General features: G+C 68.2%; 16 protein-coding genes. 11 read left to right on the top strand and 5 right to left on the bottom strand.

Going from position 1 to position 14,934, the window contains the following annotated elements; genetic code table 11:
* Positions 1–43: 43 nt before the first annotated feature.
* Positions 44–826: an amino acid ABC transporter substrate-binding protein gene (locus ASE30_RS10300; RefSeq protein ID WP_057284208.1), complete on the bottom strand. Its 783-nt coding sequence runs from the start codon at positions 824–826 to the stop codon at positions 44–46.
* A gap of 231 nt (positions 827–1,057) precedes the next feature.
* Here ASE30_RS10300 and ASE30_RS10295 point away from each other — a divergent pair, with 231 nt between their 5' ends.
* Entirely contained in the window at positions 1,058–1,687 is a 630-nt protein-coding gene (locus ASE30_RS10295; protein ID WP_057284207.1) for a hemolysin III family protein, read from the top strand.
* A gap of 37 nt (positions 1,688–1,724) precedes the next feature.
* Here ASE30_RS10295 and ASE30_RS10290 read toward each other — a convergent pair whose 3' ends face one another.
* Positions 1,725–2,198, bottom strand: a complete 474-nt coding sequence (locus ASE30_RS10290) for an Lrp/AsnC family transcriptional regulator (protein ID WP_057284206.1) — start codon at positions 2,196–2,198, stop codon at positions 1,725–1,727.
* A 138-nt stretch (positions 2,199–2,336) separates the two neighbouring features.
* Between ASE30_RS10290 and kynU the strand changes: the two genes are divergently transcribed.
* A complete protein-coding gene (kynU, locus tag ASE30_RS10285; RefSeq protein WP_057284205.1) occupies positions 2,337–3,587 on the top strand; it encodes a kynureninase in 1,251 nt (416 codons plus the stop codon).
* A 49-nt stretch (positions 3,588–3,636) separates the two neighbouring features.
* Here the strand turns inward: kynU and ASE30_RS10280 are convergent, their stop codons facing one another.
* The 3 genes from ASE30_RS10280 to ASE30_RS10270 form a co-directional block, all read right to left on the bottom strand.
* On the bottom strand, positions 3,637–4,020 hold the full coding sequence (locus ASE30_RS10280; protein WP_057284204.1) for a VOC family protein: 384 nt from the start codon (positions 4,018–4,020) through the stop codon (positions 3,637–3,639).
* Positions 4,021–4,089: 69 nt separating this feature from the next.
* On the bottom strand, positions 4,090–4,779 hold the full coding sequence (locus tag ASE30_RS10275; RefSeq protein ID WP_057284203.1) for a YafY family protein: 690 nt from the start codon (positions 4,777–4,779) through the stop codon (positions 4,090–4,092).
* A gap of 17 nt (positions 4,780–4,796) precedes the next feature.
* Positions 4,797–5,264 carry a CopD family protein gene (locus tag ASE30_RS10270; protein WP_057284202.1) on the bottom strand — a complete coding sequence of 156 codons (468 nt, stop codon included), beginning with the start codon at positions 5,262–5,264 and terminating at the stop codon, positions 4,797–4,799.
* A 154-nt stretch (positions 5,265–5,418) separates the two neighbouring features.
* Here ASE30_RS10270 and ASE30_RS10265 point away from each other — a divergent pair, with 154 nt between their 5' ends.
* From ASE30_RS10265 to ASE30_RS10225, 9 genes are all read left to right on the top strand, one after another.
* On the top strand, positions 5,419–5,928 hold the full coding sequence (locus ASE30_RS10265; protein WP_057284201.1) for a sigma-70 family RNA polymerase sigma factor: 510 nt from the start codon (positions 5,419–5,421) through the stop codon (positions 5,926–5,928).
* Positions 5,907–6,920 (top strand): FecR domain-containing protein, encoded by a 1,014-nt coding sequence (locus ASE30_RS10260; RefSeq protein WP_057284200.1) that lies wholly within the window; start codon positions 5,907–5,909, stop codon positions 6,918–6,920. The genes ASE30_RS10265 and ASE30_RS10260 overlap by 22 nt, the downstream gene beginning before the upstream one ends.
* A gap of 106 nt (positions 6,921–7,026) precedes the next feature.
* Positions 7,027–9,645 carry a TonB-dependent receptor gene (locus tag ASE30_RS10255; protein WP_057284199.1) on the top strand — a complete coding sequence of 873 codons (2,619 nt, stop codon included), beginning with the start codon at positions 7,027–7,029 and terminating at the stop codon, positions 9,643–9,645.
* Positions 9,646–9,725: 80 nt separating this feature from the next.
* The gene (locus tag ASE30_RS10250) at positions 9,726–10,772 is read left to right on the top strand and encodes a hemin-degrading factor (RefSeq protein WP_057284198.1); all 1,047 of its coding nucleotides are present in this window, start codon (positions 9,726–9,728) and stop codon (positions 10,770–10,772) included.
* 18 nt (positions 10,773–10,790) lie between these two features.
* Positions 10,791–11,624, top strand: a complete 834-nt coding sequence (locus ASE30_RS10245; RefSeq protein ID WP_057284197.1) for a hemin ABC transporter substrate-binding protein — start codon at positions 10,791–10,793, stop codon at positions 11,622–11,624.
* A 34-nt stretch (positions 11,625–11,658) separates the two neighbouring features.
* Positions 11,659–12,630: an iron ABC transporter permease gene (locus ASE30_RS10240; RefSeq protein WP_057284196.1), complete on the top strand. Its 972-nt coding sequence runs from the start codon at positions 11,659–11,661 to the stop codon at positions 12,628–12,630.
* Positions 12,627–13,415 (top strand): heme ABC transporter ATP-binding protein, encoded by a 789-nt coding sequence (locus ASE30_RS10235; RefSeq protein WP_057284195.1) that lies wholly within the window; start codon positions 12,627–12,629, stop codon positions 13,413–13,415. Before ASE30_RS10240 ends, ASE30_RS10235 begins: the two co-directional genes overlap by 4 nt.
* A gap of 68 nt (positions 13,416–13,483) precedes the next feature.
* A complete protein-coding gene (locus ASE30_RS10230; RefSeq protein ID WP_057284194.1) occupies positions 13,484–13,966 on the top strand; it encodes a YajQ family cyclic di-GMP-binding protein in 483 nt (160 codons plus the stop codon).
* An 18-nt stretch (positions 13,967–13,984) separates the two neighbouring features.
* Positions 13,985–14,890 (top strand): LysR family transcriptional regulator, encoded by a 906-nt coding sequence (locus ASE30_RS10225; protein ID WP_057284193.1) that lies wholly within the window; start codon positions 13,985–13,987, stop codon positions 14,888–14,890.
* Positions 14,891–14,934: the final 44 nt, after the last annotated feature.

Raw genomic sequence — 14,934 nt, 5'->3', positions numbered from 1 at the left:
CGGTGTGCAGCCAGGTGGGCAGCGTCATGTGCGCTCCAGTGTCTTACTGCGCCGACAGGTCCGTGCCGAAGTATTTGACCGATATGGTCTTGTAGGTGCCGTCCGCCTTGATGTCGGCCAGCGCCTTGTTGATGGCGGCCTGCAGCTCGGGATTGCCCTTGCGGATCAGCACGCCGGAATTGCTGAACTCCGCCGTCTTGTCGGTGGCGGCGATCTTCACGCGGGCGTTGGGCTTCTGCTTCTTGAAATCCAGGAACGACAGGTTGTCGTTCACCGTGGCTTCGACCCGGCCGGAGGTCAGCAGGTCGATGGCTTCATTGAAGCCCTGCACCGCGATCACTTCCGCGCCATGGCTTTGCGCCAGCTTGCCGAAATTGCTGGTCAGCGTATTGGCGGATTTCTTGCCCTTCAGGTCCGCGAACGACTTGATGCTGGTGTTGTCGTCGCGCACGATCAGCACGGCGGCCGACGAGATGTAGGGGTCGGAAAAATCGTACTTCGCGCGGCGCGCGTCGGTGATGCCGACCTGATTGATGACGGCGTCGTAGCGCTTGGCATCCAGGCCGGCGATCAGGCCGTCCCACTTGCCTTCGACGAACTGGGCCTTCACGCCCAGGCGTTCGGCGATGGCGCGGCCGATTTCCACGTCAAAGCCGGTAAGCTGGCCGGAGGCATCGTGGAACGTGAAGGGCGCGTAGGTGCCTTCGGTGCCGATCTTGAACGCGCCGGCGGATTTGATCTGGTCCAGACCCGACTGCGCATGTGCGGCGGACAGGGCGGCCACTTGCACTAGGCCGGCGATGACAAGCGTACGGAAGAGTTTCATGGCAATGCTCCACGGATAGGCGATATCGCTGTGGAGAGCATGTGGGCCTGCGATGCCCTCCGGCGTAGCGGCACTCTAACAACCGGCCTATTTTTCCACAAAGCATAAGGAATAGTAAAAATATAGCCGCAGGTAATAAGTCGCCGCGCCGTCGCGGGGGACTGACCCGCGTCTGTCACACAAGGCCGCCATGATGGAGCACGCTGGCGCGTGGCCGGCGCGGGAGCGCGTATGCAGGAAGGCGAACGATTCAACGGCGTGACGCATCTGGCCGGCCTGGCGCTGGCGGTGCTGGCGTCGGGTGCATTGATCACGCGCGCGGCCGAATTGCAGGTGGATACGCGGCAGATCGTTGCCTGCGCGGTGTTCGCGGCATCGATGATTGCCGTGTATGCGTCGTCGGCGCTGTTCCATTGTTCCCAGGGCCGCAGGAAAGCCATGTGGGCCAAGGCGGACCACTGCGCCATCTATCTGCTGATCGCCGGCACCTACACGCCGCTGGCGTTCGGGCCGGTGGACCATGCCTGGGGCGCCGCCATGGGCGTGACGATCTGGCTGCTGGCCTTCGCCGGTATCGGCCGCGAGCTGTGGTGGGCGCGCGGGGCCGCGCCCGCCTTGCCGCTGTACCTGGCCATGGGCTGGCTGGGCGTGCTGTTCGCCGCCCCGATCGCGGGCGCCCTGTCCTCGGCCGGGCTCAGCTGGCTGCTGGCGGGGGCCGCCATCTATACCGCCGGCACCCTGTTCTACGTGAACGACAAGCGCTGGCGCCACGCGCACGGCATCTGGCATCTGTTCGTCATGGCCGGCACGGCCTGCCACTTCGTGACGGTGTTCGGCTTCCTGCGCCACGGCGCGGCCTGACCCGCCCGCGTCCGCCCGCGCCCGGCGCGCACGGACTTCAGCGCCAGCTTGCCAGCGGCAGCATGCCGTCCCGGTTCTTCACTTTGCGCATGACGATGTGCGAGCACAGGTCGCGCACGCCCGGGATCTTGCTGAGCTTGTCTTCGACGAACTGCGAGAACGCCGTCAGGTTCCGCGTGCGCACGGTCAGGATGTAGTTGGACGCGCCGGTCACGATGCTGGCTTCGGTGATCTCGTCGTGCAGGGCGATGCCGGCCAGGAATGCCTCGTGCCAGCCGATGCGGGACTGGTCCAGCGACACGTGGACGATGGCCTCCAGTTCGAAGCCCAGTTTCTCGGCATCCAGCACCGCGCGGTAGTTCCGGATGAAGCCGCCTTCTTCCAGGGCGCGCACGCGCCGCAGGCAGGACGAGGGCGACAGCGCCACCTGCTCGGCCAGGTCCTGATTGCTCAGGTGGCCGTTTTCCTGCAGGCGGCACAAAATGCGCTGGTCTATGGCATCGATCTGCATATTGCAATCCAATTCTAAAAATCTGGCAGATGTGCAATTTAATGCGGAAAACCTAGGTGTGTCACCGTGGGTTTTGCAATTTTTGAGCCTGGGTGCGCTGATAGTATGTAGCCAGGACATTGCTCGAAGGAAGTGACCATGAACACCCGCGAAGCCTGCGTGCGCGCCGATGGCCAGGACCCCCTGGCGTCCCTGAAAGACCGGTTCGAGCTGCCGCCCGGCGTGCTCTACATGGACGGCAATTCGCTGGGCGTGATGCCCAAGACCGCCGCCGCCCGCGCCGCGGGCGTGATCACCCAGGAATGGGGCACCGGCCTGATCCGCAGCTGGAACACGGCGGGCTGGTTCGAACTGCCGGCCCGCCTGGGCGACAAGCTGGGCAGCCTGCTGGGCGCGCGCGAGGGCGAACTGGTCATCACCGACACGACCTCCCTGAATATCTTCAAGTCGCTGGCCGCCGCGCTGCGCATCCAGCAGCAAGCGCGCCCCGGGCGGCGCGTCATCCTGTCCGAGCGCGACAACTTTCCCACGGACCTGTACATGATCCAGGGCATGATCGACCTGCTGCAACAGGGCTACGAGATGCGCCTGATCGATGACGACCTGCCGCTGGATCAGGCGCTGGACGATTCCGTCGCCGTGATGCTGCTGTCGCACGTGAACTACCGCAGCGGCCAGATGCACGACATGGCCGCGGTGACGGCGCTGGCGCACGAGCGCGGCGCGCTGGCCATCTGGGACCTGGCGCATGCGGCGGGGGCGGTGCCGGTGGACCTGAACGGCGCCGACGCCGACTTCGCGGTGGGCTGCACCTACAAGTACCTGAATGGCGGCCCGGGCTCGCCCGCCTTCATCTGGGTGGCGCCGCGCCACACCAAGGACTTCTGGCAACCGCTGTCGGGCTGGTGGGGCCACACGCGGCCCTTCGACATGGCCGTGGCCTACGAGCCCGCGGGCGGCATCCGCCGCTATCTGTGCGGCACGCAGCCGATCGTGTCGCTGTCGCTGGTCGAGTGCGGCCTGGACGTGGCGCATGCCGCCGGCATGGACGATGTGCGCAGGAAGTCGCTGGCGCTGGGCGACCTGTTCATCGCGCTGGTCGAATCGCGCTGCGCGGACCATCCACTGACGCTCGTCACGCCGCGCAAGCACGCGGAACGCGGCAGCCACGTGAGCTTTCGCCACCCCAATGGCTTCGAGGTGATGCAGGCCCTGATCGCGCGCGGCGTGATCGGCGACTACCGCGAACCCGAGGTGCTGCGCTTTGGCCTGACGCCGCTGTACTTCGGCTACGCCGATGTCTGGGACGCCGTCGATATCCTGAAGGACGTGCTGGACAGCCGCGCCTGGGACAAGCCGGAGTTCAAGCAGCGGTCCGCCGTGACCTGAGCGAGGGTAGGACTGGCTGATCGGGCAGGGTGCTTGCGGCGTACTACGGTCAGACGGCGGCGGGCGCCATCGCCGGCGCGAAGACGCGCAGGCGATGGCCGTCGGGGTCCAGTGCGACGAAGGTGTGTCCGAAGTCCATGCCGGTGGGCGCCTGCAGGATGGGCAGGCCGCGCAGGCTCCAGTCCACATGGCGCTGGTTGACGGCGTCGGCGTCGGCCACGGTGAAGGCCAGTTCGGAGGCGCCGCCGCGTCCGGCCGCGGCGGGTTCCACGGCGTAGCGCGACCACAGGCCCAGCATCAGCCCGGAGTCGAGCGCGAACATCGCGAAAGTGGGCGAGCTTTGAAGCGGCGGGCGCTGTAGCAGGGCGCTGTAGAACGCGGCGCTGGCTTCGGGCTTTTCTACGTAGAAGATGACGAAATTGGTGTCTGACATGACGCGCTCCTGGTGGTTGATGCGTGCATGGTAGAGAGGGGTGCTGTCAGTTTTTGGCAGTAGTGTTCGTCAGCACTTTTTCTGCTCATGGTTGAGCGCGCGCCACTCCTTCAGCAGCGCGTGCCGGCGCCGGGGATAGCGGCCCCCGGGGGCCAGGGTGGCGATGCGATCCGTGCGGAAATGGCGGAAGTCGCCACGCAATTCGCACCAGGCCATGACGATGCGCACGCTGTCGAAGAAGCCCAGCGCGAACGGCCAGATCACGCGGGCCGAATCCGAGCCCTTGTCGTCGCGGTACGTGATTTCCAGCTTTTGCTCGGCGCGGATGGCCTGGCGGATCAGCGCGACGTCGATGCGGTCGACGACCGCCTCCGAGCTGGGGCCGACCAGCAGCGGGATGGCATCCAGCTCGTCGCGCAGTTCCTGCGGCAGCACCGCGCCGATCTTGGCCAGCGCATTGCGCGCGGCCAGTCCCAGGTGCTCGTCCGAGCGCCCCGCCACCCAGCGCGTGCCCAGCACCAGCGCCTCGATCTCCTCGGTGCTGAACATCAGCGGCGGCAGCAGGAAGCCGGGGCGCAGCACATAGCCCACGCCCGGCTCGCCCTCGATCTCGGCGCCCTGGCATTGCAGGGTCGCGATATCGCGGTACAGCGTGCGCAGGCTGATGCCCATTTCGGCGGCCAGCCGGTGGCCGCTGACGGGCAGCCGGTGGCGGCGCAGGGTCTGCAGCAGGTCCAGAAGCCGTTCGGTGCGGGACATGGGACGGCCTTTTCCCGCTATCCCATGAAGATGACGGCCACGATGGCGATGCCCAGCAGCAGGTTGACGCCCACCCAGCGGCGGATGCCGGCCATCGCCTGGCCGCCCGCTGGCCAGGCCGATGCGGCGACGGCAGCGGCAAGCCGCGTGTAGAGGACGAACCGGATATAGCCGTAGATGGCCGTCATCACGATGCCGCCCGCGGCCATGAGGGTCCAGCTAGGGGGCATGAAGAACGCGCCGCCGGTCTGCGCCGCCTGGCTGGCTTCCTGCCCGATCATCGCGGCGCCGGTCAGCAGGATCAGCACGATGGCCGCCAGCACGGCATTCAGGAACGGTCCCAGCACCGAGGCCATCAGCCGCAGCCGGACCGGCGGTTCCAGCTGCGCGGCCGCCGGCCGCAGGAAACAGTGCGCGAACAGCATGCCGCCCACCCAGAGGATCACGGCCATGACGTGGACGAATTTGATGGCGGCATAGAGCATGGAGTCAGCCTGTGGAAAGCAGGGCCGCGGGAGGCGGCCGGATCTGTGCGCATGATATCCCCGCAAAGCTTCTGGCGCGGACTTGACCTAAATCATGGTTTTCCATTTAGAATGAGATTGATTGCTATTTGTAATTGAGTCCAGGGAGCCATCCGTGCCGAATCCCGTGCTCGCCTCAGGCGACACCGTTCATCTTCTGTACCGAACCCATCACGGGTGGCTGCATGGCTGGCTGCGCGCCAAGCTGGGCAACAGCTTCGATGCCGCCGATCTGGCCCAGGACACGTTCGTCCGGGTGCTGCGCCATCGCCACGAGCTGGACGCCTTGCGCGAACCGCGCGCCTACCTGACCACGATCGCCAAGCGCCTGCTGTTGAATCATCATCGCCGCCGTTCGGTGGAACTGGCGTATCTGGAAGCGCTTGCGCTGATGCCCGAGGCGCTCGCCCCGTCGGCGGAACAGCGCCTGATCATCCTGGAAACGCTGCAGGAGATCGACGAGATGCTGGCGGGCCTGCCGCTGCCCGCCCGCCAGGCCTTCCTGATGGCGCAGCTTGAAGGCCTGAGCCACGCGGAGATCGCCGAACGGCTGAAGGTATCGCTGCGCACCGTACACCGCTACATCGCAAAAGGGCTTGAGCAATGCATCATGGCGGTGATCTGAGCGCGCACGCGGAGGGCGCGGGCGAATTGCCGCCCGTCGAGCGCAACGTCGCGCGCGAAGCGGCGCGCTGGCTGTTGCGCCTGAGCTCGGACCGGGCCACCGACGCCGACGTGCGCGCGTGCGCCCAATGGCGCGCCAGCAAGGCCGAGCACGAACACGCCTGGCAGCGCGCGCAGCGCGTGAATGCGCGCTTCGGGCTGATTCCCTCGGCGCTGGGCATGGCCACCTTGAACCGGCCCGCGTTCAAGAGCCGCCGCGCCGCCCTGAAGACGCTGGTGGCGCTGGTGGTGGCCGGACCGGCCGGCTGGGCGGCGTGGCGCGCCGGCCCCATGGACTGGCGCGCCGACTACCGCAGCGCGGCCGGCGAGCGGCGCGACGTGACGCTGGCCGACGGCTCGACCTTGCATCTGAATACCGCCAGCGCCGTCGACGTGCTGTTCGATGACTCGACGCGCCTGCTGCGTCTGCGGTCCGGCGAGATCGCCGTGCATGCGGTGGCGGATCCGGCCACGCATCCGCGACCCTTCGTGGTGCGCACGCGCCAGGGCGATATCGAGGCGCACGCGTCGCGCTTCTGCGTGCGCCAGGAGGGCGCGCGTTGCCAGGTCAGCGTGCAAGAGGGGCGGGTGCGGGTCAGCACCGCCGCGCAGCCGGGCCGCTTTGTCAGCCTGGCGGCCGGCGAGCAGAGCAGCCTGACGCCGGAAGGCGTTTCGCCGCCGGCGCCCGCCGACCCGCATGCCGGGGATTGGATGCGCGGCGTGCTGTACGCCAGCCAATTGCGGCTGGACGCCTTTGCTGCCGAACTGGCGCGGTACCGGCAGGGCATCGTGCGCTGCGATCCCGAGATCGCGCACCTGCGCATCTCGGGCGCTTTTCAATTGCACGACACCGATGCGGTGCTGGCCGCCTTGCCGGCGACCTTGCCCGTGCAGGTGCGTTACCGCACGCCGTACTGGGTGACGATCGCGCCGCGCGCACCGTTGGGCGCCTGAACTTTTACAAATTATCGGAGGCAGCGCTGTCCGGTCTGGTTTTCACGAGGGTCATGGTCTGTATAGGCAAACAAATGCCGATACCTGTTGGATCGAAAGGACGACCATGGCTTATTTCCCTGCCGGCCGCGCAAGCGGCTCCCGACCAGCCCAAGGCGAGCAATGCCGGCTGACCCGATTTGCCGCCGCGATGCAGGCCGCGCTGGCCGTGGCCGCCGCGTGCGCCGCGGTGCTGCCTTCGGCCGGCGCGCAGGCGCAGACCGTCGCGCAGGCCGATGCGCGCGGGTATCGCATTCCGGCGGGGGCGCTGGCCGATGCGTTGCCGCGTTTCGCGGACAGCGCGGGCGTGACGGTGCTGTTCGACGCCGCGCTGGTGGGGCAGCGCCGCACGGCCGGGCTGGATGGGGTGTACTCCGTGCATGAAGGCTTCTCGCGCCTGCTGGCGGGCAGCGGCCTGGGCGTGTCCGAACGCAGCGCCGGCGTGTTCGTGCTGCAGTCGCAGCCGCAGGGCGGCGTGACGCAGTTGGCGCCGGTCCAGGTCGACGGAGAGGGCGCGGCCGTCACGCCGGCCTGGGATACCAGCACCGACCGCAGGCGCATGGACGACCTGCAGATCAGGAACTGGAGCGACCTGGGCAAGCGCGCCGAGCCGGGCGTGAGCTTCAATCGCCAGAACAACAGCATCAACATCCGGGGCCTGGACCAGGACCGCGTGCTGACCCGGGTGGACGGCATCCGCCTTCCATGGCTGGACGACGGCGCGCGCGGCGTGAAGGGCGGCCTTGAGGCAGTGGACTTCAACAGCCTGTCGCGCCTGGATATCGTGCGCGGCGCGGACGCCAGCGGCGGCGGGTCCGGCGCGATTTCCGGCATTGCCGACCTGCATACGCTGAACCCGTCGGACCTGCTGACGGACGGCAAGACCTTCGGCGCGCTGGCCAAGACCGACTACGATTCCGCCGACCGCAGTTGGGGCGCCAACGCCGCGCTGGCCGGCCAGATCCACAGCAACACGTTCTGGCTGGTGCAGGCCGGCGTGCGCAATGGCCATGAACTGGACAACCGTGGCGACGTGGGCGGGTATGGCCCGGCGCGCAGCAAGCCCAGCCCGGAAGACTACGATCAGCGCAGCTTCCTCTTGAAGCTGCAGCAGCGGGTCGAAGGCGGCCACCGCTTCGGTCTGACGGGCGAATACTTCAAGCGCGACGCCGACATCGACAGCATGTTCGAACAGGGCGCGGGCACCAGCTATCTGCCGGGTGAGAACAGCACCAGCAAAGAGACCGAGCGCGAGCGCGTGTCGCTGGACTACGCCTACGCCGCGCCCGGCGCCGGCAGCCTGATCGACACGGCCACCGCGGTCGTCTACTGGCAGCGCCTGCGGCTGGATAACTCGCAAAACGGCATACGCGGCGTCGATTCGCGCGCCCGCATCATTCCCGGCGATCCTTTCCGGTACGGTTTCCCCAACGGTCCCTATGGCCGCAGCAATTCCATCCAGCAGACGCTGTTCGGCGTGAACGGCGAACTGACCAAGCGGCTGGCGGGCGCGACCGTGTCGCAGCTATGGACGGTGGGCGGCGAGTGGTACGGCAACAAGACCGAACAGAACTCCAGCGGCTACGACAACTGCCCGACGATCCGTCCGGGCCTGCCGGCGCCGTTCGGCCCGCGTTCGTGCGACATGCTGCATACCAACCAGGCCGACGTCCCGCAGTCCAAGGGCAACCAGTGGGCCTTGTGGGTGCAGGACGAGTTCAGCTTCGCCGACGGCCGCTACACCGTCATGCCGGCCCTGCGCTACGACCACTACGAGCAGCGGCCGCAGTCCAGCGCCAGCTACGAGAGCAATCCCAACGCGGGCGCGCTGCCGCCGTCCAACAGCGGCAGCCGCTTCTCGCCGAAGCTGCTGGCCACCTGGAAGGCGATGGACGAGCTGAGCCTTTATGCGCAATACGCCTACGGATTCAAGGCGCCCAGCGCCACGCAGCTCTACACCAACTATGGCGGCCCGGGCACCTACCTGCGCGTGGGCAACCCCTATCTGAAGCCCGAAACCAGCAAGGGCTGGGAACTGGGCGCCAAGATCGGTTCCGACGACCTGGGCGGTGCGGTATCGTTGTTTGATAATCGTTATCAGAACTTTATCGATGGCGATGTGCCGCTGAACGCAGGCTCGCCGCAGTGGCAGCCGGGCTGGGCCGGGCAGTACCCGCTGGGCGTGACCGGCAACGTGAATCGCGCAAAGGTCCGGATCTACGGCGCCGAAGCCAGCGCCCACTGGAAGTTCGCGCCCGGCTGGCGCACCTGGGGCTCGCTGGCCTGGGCCGTGGGCAAGGACGAGGGCACGGGCCAGTACCTGAATTCCGTGGCACCGCTGAAGGCGGTGCTGGGCCTGGGCTACGGCCGCGACGTGTGGGGCGTGGACGCGCTGCTGACCACCGCGCTGCAACGCAACAAGGTCGAGTATCCCGACGCCGCGGCCGACGCGCCCAATCCCGACTTCAAGGCGCCGGGCTACGGGGTGGTGGATTTGATGGGGTATTGGCGCCCGGCCGCGGTGAAGGGTTTGCAGGTGCAGGCTGGCGTGTTCAACCTGTTCGACAAGAAGTACTGGGAGGCCATCAACGTGCCGACCGCGGGCGCCAACACGATTCCGCGCCCGGTGGATTGGTACACGGAACCGGGGCGCAGCGTGCGCGTCTCATTGACTTACCAGTATTGAGTTCGGCCCGCCGCCATCCGGCGCGACCGGACTCGGCGGCGGCTTTTCAGCAATGTTTGGCACCGGCCGGAGGGCCTACGATGACGAATACCGATTTCACGACACGCGCCGAGGAACTGCGCGCCCGCAACGAGACACTGGCCGCGGCGCAGCCCGGGCTGCGCGCCCGCAATCTTGCCCAGGCGCTGGGCGTGTCCGAGGCCGAATGGGTGGCCGCGGGCTGTGGCGGCGTGAGGGCGACTGCGCTGCACGGCGTGCCGCAAGCGATTTTCCGCGAACTGGGCACGCTGGGCGAAGTCATGGCGCTGACCCGCAACGACTGGTGCGTGCATGAACGCCATGGCGCGTATCTGGACATTCAGGCCGAAGGTCCGGTGGGCCTGGTGCTGGGACCGGATATCGACCTGCGGGTGTTCTTCACCGCCTGGAAGTCCGCCTGGGCGGTCGAGCAGGACGGGCGCCACAGCCTGCAGTTCTTTGACGGCGCGGGCGTGGCGGTGCACAAGGTCTACCGCACCGACGCCACCGACGCGGCCGCCTACGATGCGCTGGTCGCCCGGTTCGCGGGGGAATCGCAATGGCCCGTGGCCGAATCCTATGCCCCCGTCACCGACGCCGAACAGGTCGAGGATGCACAGGCCTGGCGCGCAGCCTGGCTGGGCATGAAGGACACCCACGAATTCTTTCCGCTGCTGCGCAAGTTCAAGGTATCGCGGCTGGCGGCCCTGACGGCGGCCGGCGAAGACCTGGCCCAGCCGGTGCCGGCCGACGCCGTGGAACGCATGCTGCAGTCGGCCGCGGAATCCGGCCTGCCCATCATGTGTTTCGTGGGCAACCGCGGCATGATCCAGATCCATTCGGGCCCGGTGCAGGCGCTGCGCCGCACCGGCCCCTGGTTCAACGTACTGGACCCGAAGTTCAATCTGCACCTGGATACGACCGCGATCGCGTCGGCCTGGGTGGTCAACAAGCCCACCTCCGACGGCTGGGTGACCTCGCTGGAGGTATATGCATCCACGGGCGACCTGATCGTGCAGTTCTTCGGCGAGCGCAAGCCGGGCAAGCCGGAACTCACGGGCTGGCGCGAACTGATGGTCGGCCTGTGCAGCGCGCCGCTGGCCGCTTGAGCATCCAAGGAAGCTGCGATGAACAAATGGTGGGCAGTGGCGGCGGGCTGGTTGCTGGTGGCGGGCGCGCAGGCCGCGCCGCCCGCCCGCGTGGTGACGCTGGGCGGCAGCGTGACAGAGATCGTGTACCAGTTGGGGCAGGGCGGCAGGCTGGTGGGAGACGATCTTTCCAGCCTGTACCCGGAGGCCGCGACCAAGCTGCCGCGCGTCGGCTATTACCGCGCGGTGCCGGTGGAAGGCGTGCTGGCGCTCAAGCCCGACCTGGTGCTGGCGTCCGAACAGGCGGGGCCGCCCGACGCCCTCAAGCGGTTGGGCGACGTCGGCGTGCGCATCGTGACCGTGCCGGATACGCCGTCCGTCGATTCGCTGAAGGCGCGCATCCGCGACATCGCCCAGGCGCTGGACGTGGCGCCCGCCGGCGAGACCATGGTGGCGGGCATTGCGCGCGACCTCGCGGCGGTGGACGCGATTCCCGTCACCAATGCGCGGGCGGTCCTGCTGCTTAACCGCACCGGCGCGCTGCAGGGCGCCGGGGGCGGCACCGCCGCCAACGAGGTCATGGCGATGGCCGGGCTGGTGAACGTGCTGAAAGACCAGCAGGGCTACAAGCCGGTGTCGGCCGAGGCGATCAGCGCGCTCGCGCCCGACGTGATCGTCATCACGAGCACGTCCATTGACGCCTCGGGCGGCGTGGAAAAGCTGCTGCGCCTGCCCGGCATCGCCTCCACGCCCGCTGCCGCCCACAAGCGCGTGATCGTCATGGACGACCTGCTGCTGCTGGGCATGGGGCCGCGCCTGCCGCTGGCGCTGACCGAGCTCAAGCGGGAGGCTGCCGGTGTCATGGGGCGCTAGCGCGGGGCGCGCGTCCACACGCATCTCGGCGCCCATGGCGCTGGCGCTGCTGGGGGCGGCCGTGGCCGTGGCCGCCCTGGCCGCCAGCAGCAGCGGCGCGGTGCAGATTCCTCTGCGCGACATGCCCCGGCTGCTGTGGGCGGCCGCGCCGGACGACGCGCTGTGGCGCAACGTGTTGATCGACATCCGCCTGCCCCGCGTGCTGTTCGCCCTGGTGGCCGGCGCCGCGCTGGCCATTTCCGGCGCGGCCATGCAGGCGCTGTTCCGCAATCCGCTGGCCGAACCGGGCCTGATCGGCATTTCGGCGGGCGGTTCCCTGGGCGCGGTGGCCGCCATCGTGCTGACCTCGGGCGGCTTCTGGATACTGGCGCCGGCGGCCTTCGCCGGCAGCCTGATCGCCACCTTCTGCGCCTACACACTGGGTCGGCGCGTGCCCGGAATGGCGGGGCTGCTGCTGGCGGGCATCGCGATCAACGCGGTGGCGGGGGCGATGATCGGGCTGTTCACCTTCGTGGCGAATGACGCCCAACTGCGCGACCTGACGTTCTGGACCATGGGCAGCCTGGCCGGCGCCAACTGGCCGCTGCTGGCATTCCTGGGGCCGTGGGTGCTGCTGTTGTCGTGGTGGCTGATGCGCCAGTGGCGGGTCATGAATGCCCTGCTGCTGGGCGAGCGCGAGGCCCAGCATCTGGGCTATGCGCTCAAGCGCGTGCGCGCGCAGCTCGTGCTGGCGTGCGCGCTGATCGTGGGCCCGCTGGTGGCCGCCACGGGCGGCATCGGCTTCGTCGGCCTGGTGGTGCCGCATCTGGTGCGCATGACGCTGGGCGCCAACCACCGCTGGCTGCTGCCGGCCTGCGTGCTGGGCGGCGCCTTGGCGCTGACGTTGGCCGATTGGCTGGCGCGCGTGGCCGTGGTGCCGGCGGAATTGCCGATCGGGCTGGTGACCAGCCTGGTCGGAGGACCCTTTTTCTTGTGGCTGCTGGCGCGTGGCCGGAGGCACGGATGATGCTGGCGGCCGACAACCTTATCCTGACGCGCGGCGGCAATCGCATCCTGGACCAGGTGTCCCTGGCGGTGCGTCCCGGCGAAGTGGTGGGACTGCTGGGCGCCAACGGCGCGGGCAAGTCCACCCTGCTGGGCGCGATGTCGGCCGAACTGGCGCCCGATTCGGGATCGGTGCGCCTGGGCGACGCGGACCTGCGCGGGCTGGCGCACCGGCGGCAGGCCCGCCTGCGCGCGGTGCTGCCGCAAAAGCCGGGGCTGAGCTTCGATCTGGACGTGCGCGAAGTGGTCGCCATGGGTGCCTATCCGTTTCCGGAACTGTCCCCCGGGCAAGTGGATGCGCTGGTGGACCTGGCGCTGGGCTGGGCCGACGTGTCGCATCTGGGGGCGCGCCGCTATCCCGAGCTCTCGGGCGGGGAACAGCAGCGCGTGCAGTTCGCCCGGGTGCTGGTGCAGTGCAAGGCGGCGCGCGCCGACGGCGAGCCGCGCTACCTGCTGCTGGACGAACCCACCGCCAGCCTGGATCCCAAGCATCAGGGCGATCTGCTGCGCGTGGCCGCCGGCCTGGCGCACGCCGGCGATACGGGGGTACTGGTGATCCTGCACGACATGAACCTGGCCGCGCGCTGGTGCGACCGCCTGCTGCTGCTCTGCGCGGGGCGCGGCATCGCGGCCGGCACGCCGGCGCAGGTGCTGACGCCGGCGAATCTGTATCTGGCGTATGGAATCGAGGCGCATGTCATGCCGCATCCGCTGCAATCGGAGCGCCTGTTGGTGGTGACGACGTGACGCCGGACGCGGGACCGCTAAAATGGCGGGTGTAAGCACTTCCATCACTCACCCACAGGACCCGTGTCATGCCTACTTTTGACGTCGTCTCCGAAGTCGACAAACACGAACTCAGCAACGCCATCGATCAGGCGAACCGCGAACTGGCCACCCGCTTCGACTTCAAGGGCACCGAAGCCAAGTTCGAACTGGACGGCTTCGTCGTGACCCAGGTCGCCTCCAGCGCGTTCCAGCTCAAGCAGATGCTGGACATCCTGCGCGGCCGCCTGTCGGCCCGCGGCATCGACGTGCGCTGCCTGGACGTGGCCGATCCCCTGGAAAACCTGGGGGGCGCCCGCCAGAAGGTCACCATCAAGCAAGGCATCGAGCAGCCGGTGGCCAAGAAGCTCATCGCCGCCATCAAGAATGCCAAGCTCAAGGTGGAATCCCAGATCAACGGCGACAAGCTGCGCATCACCGGCAAGAAGCGCGATGACCTGCAGACCGCCATTGCCCTGCTGAAGAAGACGGACGTCGACCTGCCGCTGCAGTTCGAAAACTTCCGCGATTGAGGCGCTGGGCCCATACCCATGGGACATTCCAGTGAATTGCAGCTAGTGGTTGAGCTCGCGCGCGCTGGCGGTATGTCGGCGGCCGCGCGAGAGCTCGACGTCACGCCCGCCGCGGTCAGCAAGCGGCTGGCGCAGATCGAGGCGCGGCTGGGCGTGCGGCTGTTCAACCGCAGCACCCGCCGCCTGAGCCTGACCGCCGAAGGCGAGGTCTACCTGGAAAGCGCCCGCCGCATCCTGGACGAGATCGACGACCTGGACGAGCAGATCGCCAGCCGTCAGGCCAGTCCGCGCGGACTGCTCAAGGTCAACGCGCCGCTGGGCTTCGGCCGCAGCTACATCGCGCCGGCCATCGCCGAGTTCGCGCAGAAGTACCCGGAGGTCGCGCTGCAACTGCAGCTCACCGACCGGCCGGCCGACTTCGTGCGCGACGCGTTCGACGTCGCCGTGCGTTTCGGCGACCTGCCGGATACCAGCCTGATCGCGCGCAAGATCGCGCCCAATCGCCGCCTGGTGTGCGCCTCCCCCGGCTACCTGAAGCTGCACGGCGTGCCCGCCACCCCGCATGACCTCGCGCGCCATCAATGCATCGTGCTGCGCCAGAACGACGCCACCTACGGGATGTGGCGTTTTACCAAGGGCCGGCGCAGCGAGACCGTGAAGGTGCGCGGCAACCTCAGCAGCAACGATGGCGAGGTGACGCTGACCTGGGGGCTGGCCGGCCTGGGCATCCTGCAGCGCGCCGAATGGGATCTGGCGCGCTATCTGCGCAGCGGCCGGCTGGTTCAGGTGCTGGAAGACTATGCGCTGCCGCAGGCGGATATCTACGCCGTCTTCCCGGAACGGCACCACCTGTCCGCCAAGGTGCGGGCCTTCGTGGATTTTCTGGTGGGCTATTTCCAGGAAGGCACGGACGCCCAGTGGTAAGGCTTCGGGCGCGCGGCCGCGCCCATCCCGCCGACAGGTGCCGC

Source organism: Achromobacter sp. Root83, from assembly GCF_001428845.1.
GTDB lineage: Bacteria > Pseudomonadota > Gammaproteobacteria > Burkholderiales > Burkholderiaceae_B > Achromobacter.
Note: the sequence above shows the minus strand (reverse complement) of the source record. Positions and strands in the feature narration are given on the sequence as shown.

Bases quoted from the DNA above. Each gene is read 5' to 3' on its own strand.
- ASE30_RS10255 (WP_057284199.1), top strand. From the start codon at position 7,027: ATGGCTTATTTCCCTGCCGGCCGCGCAAGCGGCTCCCGACCAGCCCAA.
- ASE30_RS10230 (WP_057284194.1), top strand. From the start codon at position 13,484: ATGCCTACTTTTGACGTCGTCTCCGAAGTCGACAAACACGAACTCAGC.
- ASE30_RS10225 (WP_057284193.1), top strand. From the start codon at position 13,985: ATGGGACATTCCAGTGAATTGCAGCTAGTGGTTGAGCTCGCGCGCGCT.
- ASE30_RS10270 (WP_057284202.1), bottom strand. From the start codon at position 5,264: ATGCTCTATGCCGCCATCAAATTCGTCCACGTCATGGCCGTGATCCTC.
- ASE30_RS10280 (WP_057284204.1), bottom strand. From the start codon at position 4,020: ATGTCAGACACCAATTTCGTCATCTTCTACGTAGAAAAGCCCGAAGCC.
- ASE30_RS10245 (WP_057284197.1), top strand. From the start codon at position 10,791: ATGAACAAATGGTGGGCAGTGGCGGCGGGCTGGTTGCTGGTGGCGGGC.
- ASE30_RS10295 (WP_057284207.1), top strand. From the start codon at position 1,058: ATGCAGGAAGGCGAACGATTCAACGGCGTGACGCATCTGGCCGGCCTG.
- kynU (WP_057284205.1), top strand. From the start codon at position 2,337: ATGAACACCCGCGAAGCCTGCGTGCGCGCCGATGGCCAGGACCCCCTG.
- ASE30_RS10300 (WP_057284208.1), bottom strand. From the start codon at position 826: ATGAAACTCTTCCGTACGCTTGTCATCGCCGGCCTAGTGCAAGTGGCC.
- ASE30_RS10275 (WP_057284203.1), bottom strand. From the start codon at position 4,779: ATGTCCCGCACCGAACGGCTTCTGGACCTGCTGCAGACCCTGCGCCGC.
- ASE30_RS10290 (WP_057284206.1), bottom strand. From the start codon at position 2,198: ATGCAGATCGATGCCATAGACCAGCGCATTTTGTGCCGCCTGCAGGAA.
- ASE30_RS10235 (WP_057284195.1), top strand. From the start codon at position 12,627: ATGATGCTGGCGGCCGACAACCTTATCCTGACGCGCGGCGGCAATCGC.
- ASE30_RS10240 (WP_057284196.1), top strand. From the start codon at position 11,659: ATGGCGCTGGCGCTGCTGGGGGCGGCCGTGGCCGTGGCCGCCCTGGCC.
- ASE30_RS10260 (WP_057284200.1), top strand. From the start codon at position 5,907: ATGCATCATGGCGGTGATCTGAGCGCGCACGCGGAGGGCGCGGGCGAA.
- ASE30_RS10250 (WP_057284198.1), top strand. From the start codon at position 9,726: ATGACGAATACCGATTTCACGACACGCGCCGAGGAACTGCGCGCCCGC.